The following is a 10,994-nucleotide window of genomic DNA, read 5'->3' on the forward strand; positions in this document are numbered from 1 at the left end:
CGCCCGGCACCGCCGCGGTTCGGGAACTCCCGAACACAATGGCTATGCTCGCGTCATGGCCGCTCTGGGATGGCTCACCCCCCGTAGGCGCTCCGCCACCGCGCGGAGCGTGCTGGCAGGCGAAGCCTCGGCCGAGGCCGCCCGCAAGGGCGCACAGGCCCTCGAAGCGGAGGCCGCACCCGGCCCCGCCGCCGCGGCGGAAGAGGCACCACCGGCCGTCGAACCCGAGTTCCCGGTCGCGGGCGACTCCCTCGCCGCCGCCTTCTTCGACCTCGACAACACCGTCATGCAGGGCGCGGCGATCTTCCACTTCGGCCGCGGCCTGTACAAGCGGGAGTTCTTCCGCCGCCGCGAACTGGCCCGCTTCGCCTGGCAGCAGGCCTGGTTCCGGCTCGCCGGGGTCGAGGACCCCGACCACATGCAGGACGCCCGCGACAGCGCCCTGTCCATCGTCAAGGGCCACCGGGTCAGCGAGCTCATGGCGATCGGCGAGGAGATCTACGACGAGTACATGGCCGAGCGGATCTGGCCGGGCACCCGCGCCCTGGCCCAGGCCCACCTCGACGCCGGCCAGAAGGTCTGGCTCGTCACGGCCGCCCCGGTCGAGACCGCCACGATCATCGCCCGCCGGCTCGGCCTGACCGGGGCGCTGGGCACCGTCGCCGAATCCGTCGACGGCGTCTACACCGGCCGCCTCGTCGGCGAGCCCCTGCACGGCCCGGCGAAGGCGGAGGCGGTCCGCGCCCTGGCCGGCGCCGAGGGCCTCGACCTCGCGCGCTGCGCGGCGTACTCCGATTCGCACAACGACATTCCGATGCTGTCGCTGGTCGGGCACCCGTACGCGATCAATCCCGACACAAAACTGCGCAAGCATGCCCGGGAGCACGACTGGCGGCTGCGCGACTATCGGACCGGCCGCAAGGCCGTGAAGGTCGGCGTCCCGGCGGCCGCCGGGGTCGGTGCGATCGCGGGCGGCGCGGCCGCCGCCATCGCCCTGCACCGCCGCCGCAAGTAGGCCGGCGCAGGCCGGACTCCCGGCCGCCGCCCGCGTCGGAGCAGGTCCGGGGCCGCGCGGCGGCCCCGCCGGGCGGTTCCCTGTCCGCCGCCCGGCGGACATTCCCTCACCCTTACCCGCACCCGCGGGAGGGCACGCACGCATGCCCGACTCGGTCGCGAGCCAGCGCGGAACCGCCCATTCCGGGTCGCCAAGTGATCGCCAACCGATCAGCAATTGCGACCGAAAACGCCTTCGACACGCAACAGAAGTGTCGGAATCGATGATTTGAGCAACTGGGTGTAGTGCCGCCTGTACGAAGCGTTATTCTCCTCAGACGCATGCCGCCGCCCATCTGTCGCCACGACGGGTGAACGGCCTCGCACTGCACGTGATGGAAGCTCTGCCTCTGGGAGTCCCGTGTACCCACCTGTCGGGGTTGACGCCTCGGGCCTGGCTACGCTGCGCGCAACGGTCCTCGGCCACCTGCGCGGCTTCGTCCCCACCGCGTACGCCGCCCCCGCCTTCGCCGCCGGCCTCGGCCCGGCCGGCCCTTGCTATGCCCTGGCCGACGGCGGAGCGACGGTGGGCAGACGCGCTCGCACCGGCGGCGGCACCGCGACCGGCACGAGCACACCGGCCGCGCGCCGCCCCACCGCGGACAGCGACCAGGCCCGCATGATGGACCTGGTCGAACGCGCCCAGGCCGGCGAGGCCGAGGCGTTCGGGCGGCTCTACGACCAGTACAGCGACACGGTCTACCGGTACATCTACTACCGCGTCGGCGGCAAGGCGACCGCGGAGGACCTCACCAGTGAGACCTTCCTGCGCGCGCTGCGCCGCATCTCCACCTTCACCTGGCAGGGCCGCGACTTCGGGGCCTGGCTCGTGACCATCGCCCGCAACCTGGTCGCCGACCACTTCAAGTCCAGCCGCTTCCGCCTGGAAGTGACCACGGGCGAGATGCTGGACGCCAACGAGGTGGAACGGTCCCCCGAGGAATCGGTCCTGGAGTCCCTCTCCAACGCGGCCCTGCTGGAAGCCGTGCGCAAGCTCAACCCCCAGCAGCAGGAGTGCGTGACCCTCCGCTTCCTCCAGGGCCTGTCGGTCGCCGAGACCGCCCGGGTGATGGGGAAGAACGAAGGCGCCATCAAGACCCTCCAGTACCGGGCGGTGCGCACGCTGGCCCGCCTGCTCCCCGACGACGCCCGCTGACCCCGTCCGCCGCAGACCGCGCCCGCCCCGCCCGCAGTGCTCCCTCCCCCCACCCACCCCGACCGTCGCACCATCCACACAACCGGTGACCCCTCGATGACGCTGTGGTCCGATCATCCTTCGTCCGTAACCCAACTGCCGCGCCGCTCGTTGTGCGTGATGCAGGCTCCCTTTGGACACGCCTCGCCCGAAGCCACTCACTCGAAAGTGTGGATGTGCTCAAGGAAGGCAACCTTCCGGACACCTTGGGGAGTCGATCGTCATGACGAGAGGAGGTGCCGCCAGTGATCGCGAACGTGACTCCGCACCGGCGGGCGAACGCCTTCGCCCAGGCTCTGGAGGATCGGAACCCAGCGTCCGACCTTTCCGAACGGGACCCGGCGGCCGAGCAGTCCGAGGCACCTGCCGAACCTGCCGACCACGAACGGTTGTTGGCCCTGGCGAGCGTGCTCGGCGATATGCCGCGCCCGGTGTTGGACCCCGAGGTCAAAGTGGTGCAGCGAGCGCAGCTCGTGGCCGCCATGGAGGCCATGGTGATGGAGGAGAGGGCGGGAGGCGGTGCCGCCTCGGGCCCTCAGCTGCCCGAGCAGCGGGCCGGCCGCGGCGCCCACCGGGCGACCCCGCTCCGGAAACTGCGGCCCCGCTCCCGCTGGTCCAAGGGCATCGCAGCAGGCGGCCTCACCGTGGGTGTGGCCGCGGGGGCCTTCAGCGGCGTGGCCGCTGCCAGTACGGACGCCCTGCCCGGTGACACCCTCTACCCCGTCAAACGGGGCATGGAGGACCTCAAGCTCGGCATGGCCGACGAGGACGCCGACCGGGGCGAGCTCTACCTCGACCAGGCGTCCAACCGCCTGTCGGAGGCCCGCAGACTCATGGAGCGCGGCCGCTCGGGCGCGCTCGACCACGAATCCCTGGGAGCCATCCGCCGTGCCCTTTCCGGCATGAGGCACGACGCGGCGGAGGGCCACCGGCTGCTCCAGGCGGCTTACGAGAGGGACGGCTCGCTCGGCCCGATCCAGACGCTGTCCACGTTCTCCCGCTCGCACCGCGATGTGTGGGGCAAGCTGCGCGACCAACTCCCCGCCCAGCTCACCGACGTCGGCGGCGAGGTCGAGTCGGTGTTCCAGGCCATAGACGACAACGTGGCGCCGCTCCAGGGCCTGCTCCCGAAGCCCCCGGAGCCGAGCCGGGGCCCGGGCGGTGGGCCCCCGCAGCCGAGCGCACCGGCCGGGCAGCAGCACTCCGCGCCCGGCGCGGGCGCCAGCGCGCCCGCGGCCAGCCCGGCACCGGTCGCACCGCCCGCCGCCGGAAAGTCGTCTCCGGCCACGGGCGGCCTCCTCGGCGGCGCAGGCGACCTGCTGCACCCGCCGACGGGCCAGAGCCCCGCTGCCCCGTCGTCCTCGCCGGAGGCGGCACAGCCGGAGATCACCCTCCCGCCCCTGCTCCCCGGCCTCCTCCCGGGCCTGGGCCTGAAGGCGGAGGATGCCGAGTAGGGCACACCCGGCATCCGGTACGACGAGGTGCCCGGCCCCGTGGGGCCGGGCACCTCGTCGTACCGGAAGAGATCAGAAGAAGACAGATCTGCGCTGCACCAGCAGCTTGTAGAGCGTGTGCTGGATCTGCTCGCGCACCTCGTCCGTGAGGTTGAACATCAGCATCGGGTCCTCCACCGCCTCCGGCGGGTAGCCGTCCGTCGCGATCGGCTCCCCGAACTGGATCGTCCACTTCGTCGGCAGCGGCACGGCACCCAGCGGCCCGAGCCACGGGAACGTCGGCGTGATCGGGAAGTACGGGATCCCCAGCAGCCGCGCCAGTGTCTTCGCGTTGCCGACCATCGGGTAGATCTCCTCCGCGCCGACGATCGAGCACGGCACGATCGGCGTGCCGGCCCGCAGCGCCGTCGACACGAACCCGCCCCGCCCGAACCGCTGGAGCCGGTACCGGTCCCCGAACGGCTTCCCTATCCCCTTGAAGCCCTCGGGCATGACCCCGACCAGCTCCCCGGCCTCCAGGAGCCGCTGGGCGTCCTCCGCGCACGCCAGGGTGTGCCCGGCCTTGCGGGCCAGCTCGTTGACGACGGGCAGCATGAACACCAGGTCCGCCGCCAGCAGCCGCAGGTGCCGCCGCGCCGGATGGTGGTCGTGCACCGCCACCTGCATCATCAGCCCGTCCAGCGGCAGCGTCCCGGAATGGTTCGCGACGATCAGCGCGCCGCCCTCGGCCGGGATGTTCTCGATGCCCCGGACCTCGACACGGAAGTACTTGTCGAACAGGGGCCGCATCAGGGACATCAGGACCTGGTCCGTCAGCTCCCGGTCGTAGCCGAACTCGTCGACCTCGTACTCCCCCGTGATGCGCCGCCGCAGGAACGCCAGCCCGCCCGCGATCCGCCGGTCCCAGACCGGCCGCCCGGCCCCGCCCTGGCCTGCCTGACCGCCGGTCCCACCGTCCACGCCGGTCGCGCCCCCGGCGGGCTCCCCGGCCGCCGCGACCGGTACGGCGGCCTCCGGTACGGCCGCCTCCGGCGCGGACGCCGGAGCGGGCACCGCCCGGACCCGCCGGGTCCCGACGGCCCGCCGGCGCGGCCGGTCCTCGTCGAACGGAATGACCTTGGCGTCCGCCACTATCGCTGCGCTCCCTCTTCGGCGCCGGCAACCCCGACGTTCAGCATCTCCGCGAACCGGTCGACGGCCTGCCCCACCCGCTCCGGCGGCAGCAGCCCGTTCCCGCGGCTGCGCGCGAAGTCGGCGAAGGTCTCGGCGGTCGTGTACACGGGCTTGAATCCCAGCACCTCCCGCATCTGCGTGGTCTCCACGACCCGCCCGTGCGTGAGAAGTCTGATCTGCTCGGGTGAGAACTCCGTGACACCCACCGCCCGCAGGGCCGCCCCCACCCAGGTCACCGCGGGCAGCACCAGCGGCACCGTCGGCCGCCCCAGCCGCCGCGCGCACTGCGACAGCAGCAGCACGCCGTCCCCGGCGATGTTGAACGTCCCGCTGTTGAGGGTGCCGCGCCGGGGCTCCTGCGCCGCCATCCGCAGCACCTCCAGCACGTCCTCCTCGTGGACGAACTGGAGCCGCGGGTCGTAGCCGAGCACGGTCGGCAGGACGGACATGGAGAAGTACTCGGCGAGCGCGGAGTCCGCGTGCGGGCCCAGGATGTTCGCGAAGCGCAGCACGCACACGGCCACGTCGGGCCGCCGGCGCGCGAAGCCCCGTACGTACGACTCGACCTCGGCAGCGTCCTTCGGGAAGCCGCCCGGCGGATGCCTCTTCGGCTGCGTGGTCTCCGTGAAAACGGCCGGATCCCGCGGGGCGCCCCCGTACACGCTCGTACTGGACTTCACCACCAGGCGGCGCACCGTCGGCGACTTCTGACAGGCACCCAGCAGCTGCATCGTCCCGATGACGTTGGTCTCCTTGACGGCACTGCCCATGCCGCCGGTGCCGGCGCTGCCCCCGGTGACCGCGAGGTGGACCACCGTGTCCACGGCGTGCTCGGCGAGGACCCGGGCGATCGAGGACTGCCTGATGTCCGCAACGACGAACTCGGCCGACCCCAGGCTGCGGGGCGGCGGGGTCGCGTCGACCGCAATCACCCGTTCGACCTCGGGGTCCCGCTGGATGCGCCGCACGAAGCGGCCCCCCAACTGCCGGGCAGCCCCGGTCACGAGCACGACCTTCCCCACGAGCTCAGCGCCTCCCTCGTCGTCCCCGCCTGTCCCGGCTACACCGCAGCCCCTCCACCCAAGGATGGTGGAGGGGCTGCGGAGAACACGTACAGCTGCCGTTTACTTCTTGTTACGGCGCTGGACGCGGGTGCGCTTGAGCAGCTTGCGGTGCTTCTTCTTAGCCATCCGCTTGCGCCGCTTCTTGATAACAGAGCCCACGACTACCCTCGCTCACTTCTCGGAACATCCCCGCGCCCGCGGGGATCGGTGCGGGGCGTCTGGGCCCACACGACCTACGTCGGCCTAGCCTACCCGCCCGAGCTCCGAGCTTGTAATCCGAGGCGTCCCGAAGGTGACCCGAAGGTGTCGCGGGCCCCACTCTCAGGCTGACTCCACCCCCACATAGGACTCTCGGAGGTACTCGTGGACCGCGTTCTCGGGGACCCGGAAGGACCGGCCCACCCGGATTGCGGGCAGATGACGGTTGTGCACCAGGCGGTACACGGTCATCTTCGACACTCGCATCACCGAGGCGACCTCCGCCACGGTCAGGAACTGAACCTCACTGAGAGGCCTCTCGCCAGCAGCCATGACACACCTTGACCTTCCGCGCATGACGGGCACCGGCTTCCCCTCCGGTTACTCCTCGTCGTCGCACGCTCACTCCCCAGAGTAGGGGCGTGTGATACGAGTGGGGAAGAGGAGCTACGGCCACTCCTGCGCGCCCGGCAGGCGCGCCCGGTCCAGTAGATACCGCGTGAGCGGCCGGTAGTAGTCCGCGCGCACCGCATCATCAAGCGGAACCGCGACCGATACGCGTCCCTCGGCCTCGCCGACGAACATCGCCGGATCGTCCGTATCCGCCAGCCCGATGGCCTCCACACCCAGCTGACCTGCGCCGCAGACCCACCCGTGGTCCCCGACCACCAGTTCCGGCAGCGGTCCGCCGGCCTCCGCAAGCGCTCCCAGCGCGATCCGAATCGGCAGCGGTGAATGGGTGTGCGCGCCGGTGGCACTGCCCGGGGGGCGCGCGCCGGGCTCTCGCACCAGCGCAACCCCCTGTACGTAATCGAGGCTGTGCGTGCGTACCCCGAACCGGGTCGCCATGTCGACACTCGCCCCCTGCGCCGGGGTGAGGACATCACAGCCCGCCGCCGACATCGCCCGCGCCAAACTGGCGTAGAACCCCAGGAGACGGTGAGGGTGACCGGTGCCGAACAGTACGGGCGCCCGCGCCGCGGCCGCCGCCCGCAGCCGTTCCGCGAAGGCCCGTAACGCGGCCAGCGTCCGTTCCGGATCAATTACGTCCGGCCCGCTGACGTGCGCGGGATCCGCCGAGACCCCGCACTTCTGCGCCATCAGCCCCAGCAGATCACCCTCGCCCCAGCAGCGTTCCGGATCCAGCCCCAGCAGCACGCGCGGATCCCGGGCCGCGAACAGCCGGTAGCTGCGCAGGCTCTCCTCCCGCGAGGTGGCGACGGGCCCGGCCAGGCGGGCGGCCAGCAGATGCGCACGCAGCGCGCCGGTGCTCAACACGCTCCGATGCTGCCGCAACACCTCTGCCGGATCCTCAATTCCGACCGAGGGCCCCACCGTTGGCGTAACGATGCGGCAGACTACGGCGCCCGGGTGGGCCCGGGTGGGCCGGGGCTGCTACGCGAGCATGCCGCGCAGGGGGAACACCGCCCGCCGGGTCGCCAGAACCGCCTGGTCGCCCCGGTCGGCCGGGTCGTAGCCCGCCTCCCAGTCCCGCCAGGCGACGGTCCGCCCGTCCGTCATCCGGCCCGGCGCCAGCTGCCGGGTCCGCGCGTACACCTCGCCCCGCCAGGACGCCGGCACGGCCGATTCCGGGTCCACCGGCCGGTGCGCCGCGATCCCCACGAGGTGGGTCCACGACCGCGGGACGACGTCCACGACCGCGTACCCGCCGCCGCCCAGCGCCAGCCACTTCCCGCCGGCGTGCTCGTGCGCGAGCCGGTGGCAGGACTCCTGCACGGCCCGCTGCGCGTCCAGCGACACCGCCAGGTGCGCGAGGGGGTCCTCGAAGTGCGTGTCCGCCCCGTGCTGGGTCACCAGCACCTGCGGCCGGAAATCGGCCAGCAGCTCGGGCACCGTCGCGTGGAAGGCGCGCAGCCAGCCCTCGTCCCCGGTCCCGGCGGGCAGCGCCACGTTCGCCGCGGAGCCCTCGGCGCCCGGCCCGCCCGTCTCCTGCGGCCAGCCGGTCTGCGGGAACAGGGTGGCGGGGTGCTCGTGCAGGGAGACGGTCAGCACCCGCGGGTCGTCCCAGAACGCCTCCTGCACCCCGTCCCCGTGGTGCACGTCCACGTCCACGTACGCGACCCGCTCCGCGCCGAGCTCCAGCAGCCGCGCGATCGCCAGGGCCGCGTCGTTGTACACGCAGAACCCGGAGGCCCCACCCGGCATCGCGTGGTGCAGCCCGCCCGCGAAGTTCACCGCGTGCTCGGCCTCTCCGCGCCAGATCGCCTCCGCGGCCGCCACGGACTGGCCGGCGATCAGCGCGGACGCCTCGTGGATCCCGGGGAAGGCCGGATCGTCGACCGTGCCGAGCCCGTACGAGCCGTCGGCGGTCCCCGGGTCGGCGGACACCCCGCGCACGGCGGCGACGTAGTCCTCCCGGTGCACGAGCCGCAGCGTGGAGTCGCCGGCCGCCGGGGCCGACCGCACCTCCACCTCCCGGTCCAGCCCGAAGGCCCGTACCAGGCCCATGGTCAGTGCCAGGCGCACCGGATCCATCGGATGGCTCGGCCCGAAGTCATACCCCGTGACCGCCTCGTCCCACATCAACAACCCGCGGCTGCTCATGCGGAACACCGTATCGGGCGCCTTCCGCGCCGAACGAACGGGCGTGCAGAAGCGTCCCCAGCACCAGCGCCGCCGGCACGAGCATCGCCCCCCGGTGGCTCCAGGCGTCGCCCAGCGCACCGACGAGCGGCGAACCGATCAGGAAGCCCACGTAGTTGAAGATGTTCAGCCGTGCGACGGCCGTGTCGGAGGATCCGGGGAACATCCGCCCCGCGGCCGCGAAGGTCTGCGGCACGATCACGCACAGCCCGAGCCCGAGCAGCGTGAACCCGGCCATCCCCGCCCACGGGCCGGGCGCCGCAGCGACGACCGCGAACCCGCCGGCGGCGAGCAGCGTCCCGGCCCGTACGACGGCCGCCGCGCCGAAGCGGCGCACGCCCAGGTCGCCGACGGCCCGCCCGGCCAGCGTGGTGACCATGTAGACGTTGTAGGGGAGGGTCGCCAACTGCTCGGAGCTGCCCAGGACGTCCTGGAGGTACTTGGCGCTCCAGTTGGAGACGGTCGAGTCCCCTATGTATGCGCACGCCATCACCAGGCACAGCGGCAGCAGCGGCCGGAACCCGTGGACCTCCGTCTCCTGTTCGGGAGGCGCCGCCACCTCCTGGCCGGTGGCGTGGAAGCGGCTGCCGGCGAAGGCGAGCGGCAGCAGCACGGCGACGGCGGGCAGGTAGGAGGCGAACAGCCCCAGGTGCCAGTGCGCCCCGGCCCAGGCGGCGGAGGCCCCGACGATCCCGCCGAGGCTGTAGGCGGCGTGGAAGCCGAGCATGATGCTGCGGCCGTACGCCCGCTGGAGGCTGACACCGAGCATGTTCATCGAGGCGTCGAGCGCGCCGACGGCCAGCCCGAACGCCCCGAGGGCGGCGGCCACGTGCCACAGGGAGTTCCCGGCGCCGACGCCGAGGAGGGCCAGCAGGACCAGCGGCTGCGACCACCGCAGGACGGCGGCCGGCCCGACGCGTCGCACGAGGTGCTCGGTGCCGACGCTGGCGGCACCGGCCAGGACCGGCACGGCGGCCAGGAACACGGGCAGCAGGCCGTCGGATATCCCGTACCGGTCCTGGATGGCGGGGATCCGCGTCACGAGGAGGGCGAAGGTGACGCCCTGTACGAAGAAGCTGAACCCCAGCGCACCGCGCCCGCGCCGCAACCGCAGATCGTCCGCCATGGCGGCACAGCGTAGGCGCGGGCCCTACCGGTGGGTAGAGAACTCACACCGGCAGTTCGAGCAGCCCGGGCAGCTCCTTCATGTCGGCGAAGTGGGCGGTGGCCCCGGCGAGCCGCTCGACGGGCATCATGCCGGTGAAGGCGTACACGTCCATGCCCGCGGCGACCGCGGCCCGGACCCCGAGCGGGCTGTCCTCGACGACGGCACAGCGCGCCGGGTCGGCGCCCATGGTGCGGGCGGCGTGCAGGAACAGGTCGGGGGCGGGCTTGCCCCGGCCGACGTCCTGGGCGCTGAAGACGACCTCGTCGCCGAACCACCGGGTGAGCCCGGCGGCCCGGTGCCCGACGCGGATCCGCTCGTGGCTGCCGGAGGAGGCCAGGCAGTAGGGGACGCGCTGCGCGGCAAGCGCCTGGAGGACGTCGACGACCCCGGTGACGGGCAGGAGTTCGCGCTCGAACGCGGCGAACGTCCGTGCGTGCAGCGTCTCGTCGAAGTCGTCGGGCAGCCGCTGCCCGGTCCGCTCCAGGACGAGGTCGTGCACCCGGTGCACGGCGGCGCCCATGTAGTCGCGGATCGAGTCCTCGTAGCCGGTCGGATGCCCCAGCTCGGTCAGGTACCCGGCGAGGATGCTGTTGGCAACCGGCTCGCTGTCCACCAGCACGCCGTCGTTGTCGAAGATGACGAGGTCATAGCCCATGCGACAACGTAAGCACACGCCCCAGTCAGGCTGGATACGCTGGTGAGGGCAGCAACCAGGACTCCACGACTACCCGAAGATGGGGGTGCCGCTGTATGTCGTCGTGGACCCCCGCAAGAACAAGAAGACGGTCACGGTGCACAGTGACCCCTCACGGGGACCCGACGGTATCCGCTACCGCAAGGAAGTCCCCTACGCGTTCGGAGACACCGTCACCGCCGGCCGCTGGACTCTCGACACGAGCAGCCTCAAGGGCTACCCCGCCGATTGGTAGGCGTGGTGGCACCCTGCCGGTGAACGCAGAAAAGCCCCGCACCAGAACCCCCGAAGGGGGCTGGTGCGGGGCTTCCCGCAATGATTGTTCGGCGGCGTCCTACTCTCCCACAGGGTCCCCCCTGCAGTACCATCGGCGCTGAAAGGCTTAGCTTCC

Annotated in this window: 12 protein-coding genes and 1 rRNA gene; 4 read left to right on the forward strand and 9 right to left on the reverse strand. The window is 72.3% G+C overall.

The genetic code is table 11. The features are described 5' to 3' along the window. Positions 1 to 55: 55 nt before the first annotated feature. The 3 genes from AC068A_RS29135 to AC068A_RS29145 all read left to right on the forward strand — a co-directional run bounded on the left by AC068A_RS29135 (position 56) and on the right by AC068A_RS29145 (position 3,702). Positions 56 to 1,015 (forward strand): HAD family hydrolase, encoded by a 960-nt coding sequence (locus AC068A_RS29135; RefSeq protein WP_478589238.1) that lies wholly within the window; start codon positions 56 to 58, stop codon positions 1,013 to 1,015. Between the two features lie 399 nt (positions 1,016 to 1,414). Beyond that, positions 1,415 to 2,209: an ECF subfamily RNA polymerase sigma factor, BldN family gene (locus tag AC068A_RS29140; RefSeq protein WP_478589239.1), complete on the forward strand. Its 795-nt coding sequence runs from the start codon at positions 1,415 to 1,417 to the stop codon at positions 2,207 to 2,209. A 284-nt stretch (positions 2,210 to 2,493) separates the two neighbouring features. Further along, positions 2,494 to 3,702, forward strand: coding sequence for a DUF5667 domain-containing protein (locus tag AC068A_RS29145; RefSeq protein WP_478589240.1), 1,209 nt, complete (start codon positions 2,494 to 2,496; stop codon positions 3,700 to 3,702). 72 nt (positions 3,703 to 3,774) lie between these two features. Here the strand turns inward: AC068A_RS29145 and AC068A_RS29150 are convergent, their stop codons facing one another. From AC068A_RS29150 to AC068A_RS29185, 8 genes are all read right to left on the reverse strand, one after another. Further along, positions 3,775 to 4,833 carry a lysophospholipid acyltransferase family protein gene (locus tag AC068A_RS29150; RefSeq protein WP_478589241.1) on the reverse strand — a complete coding sequence of 353 codons (1,059 nt, stop codon included), beginning with the start codon at positions 4,831 to 4,833 and terminating at the stop codon, positions 3,775 to 3,777. Beyond that, the gene (locus tag AC068A_RS29155) at positions 4,833 to 5,897 is read right to left on the reverse strand and encodes an NAD-dependent epimerase/dehydratase family protein (RefSeq protein WP_478589242.1); all 1,065 of its coding nucleotides are present in this window, start codon (positions 5,895 to 5,897) and stop codon (positions 4,833 to 4,835) included. Before AC068A_RS29155 ends, AC068A_RS29150 begins: the two co-directional genes overlap by 1 nt. A gap of 102 nt (positions 5,898 to 5,999) precedes the next feature. Beyond that, positions 6,000 to 6,098, reverse strand: coding sequence for a 30S ribosomal protein bS22 (locus AC068A_RS29160; protein WP_003948845.1), 99 nt, complete (start codon positions 6,096 to 6,098; stop codon positions 6,000 to 6,002). Between the two features lie 162 nt (positions 6,099 to 6,260). Next, on the reverse strand, positions 6,261 to 6,470 hold the full coding sequence (locus AC068A_RS29165; protein ID WP_214940968.1) for a helix-turn-helix domain-containing protein: 210 nt from the start codon (positions 6,468 to 6,470) through the stop codon (positions 6,261 to 6,263). Positions 6,471 to 6,584: 114 nt separating this feature from the next. Beyond that, entirely contained in the window at positions 6,585 to 7,415 is an 831-nt protein-coding gene (locus AC068A_RS29170) for a phosphatase (protein ID WP_478589243.1), read from the reverse strand. Positions 7,416 to 7,532: 117 nt separating this feature from the next. Further along, positions 7,533 to 8,702: an acetoin utilization protein AcuC gene (locus AC068A_RS29175; protein WP_478589244.1), complete on the reverse strand. Its 1,170-nt coding sequence runs from the start codon at positions 8,700 to 8,702 to the stop codon at positions 7,533 to 7,535. Then, the gene (locus tag AC068A_RS29180) at positions 8,653 to 9,867 is read right to left on the reverse strand and encodes an MFS transporter (protein WP_478589245.1); all 1,215 of its coding nucleotides are present in this window, start codon (positions 9,865 to 9,867) and stop codon (positions 8,653 to 8,655) included. The genes AC068A_RS29175 and AC068A_RS29180 overlap by 50 nt, the downstream gene beginning before the upstream one ends. Positions 9,868 to 9,910: 43 nt before the next feature. Next, a complete protein-coding gene (locus tag AC068A_RS29185) occupies positions 9,911 to 10,564 on the reverse strand; it encodes an HAD family hydrolase (protein WP_478589246.1) in 654 nt (217 codons plus the stop codon). 79 nt (positions 10,565 to 10,643) lie between these two features. On the opposite strand from AC068A_RS29185, the gene AC068A_RS29190 reads away from it, so the two are divergent. Then, positions 10,644 to 10,838, forward strand: coding sequence for a hypothetical protein (locus tag AC068A_RS29190; RefSeq protein WP_478589247.1), 195 nt, complete (start codon positions 10,644 to 10,646; stop codon positions 10,836 to 10,838). Positions 10,839 to 10,924: 86 nt separating this feature from the next. Here the strand turns inward: AC068A_RS29190 and rrf are convergent. Then, a 5S ribosomal RNA gene (rrf, locus tag AC068A_RS29195) occupies positions 10,925 to 10,994 on the reverse strand; the annotation flags it as partial.

It is taken from the genome of Streptomyces sp. NPDC043854 (assembly GCF_056436005.1).

Bases quoted from the DNA above. Each gene is read 5' to 3' on its own strand.
- AC068A_RS29185 (WP_478589246.1), bottom strand. From the start codon at position 10,564: ATGGGCTATGACCTCGTCATCTTCGACAACGACGGCGTGCTGGTGGAC.
- AC068A_RS29190 (WP_478589247.1), top strand. From the start codon at position 10,644: ATGGGGGTGCCGCTGTATGTCGTCGTGGACCCCCGCAAGAACAAGAAG.
- AC068A_RS29175 (WP_478589244.1), bottom strand. From the start codon at position 8,702: ATGAGCAGCCGCGGGTTGTTGATGTGGGACGAGGCGGTCACGGGGTAT.
- AC068A_RS29180 (WP_478589245.1), bottom strand. From the start codon at position 9,867: ATGGCGGACGATCTGCGGTTGCGGCGCGGGCGCGGTGCGCTGGGGTTC.
- AC068A_RS29165 (WP_214940968.1), bottom strand. From the start codon at position 6,470: ATGGCTGCTGGCGAGAGGCCTCTCAGTGAGGTTCAGTTCCTGACCGTG.
- AC068A_RS29135 (WP_478589238.1), top strand. From the start codon at position 56: ATGGCCGCTCTGGGATGGCTCACCCCCCGTAGGCGCTCCGCCACCGCG.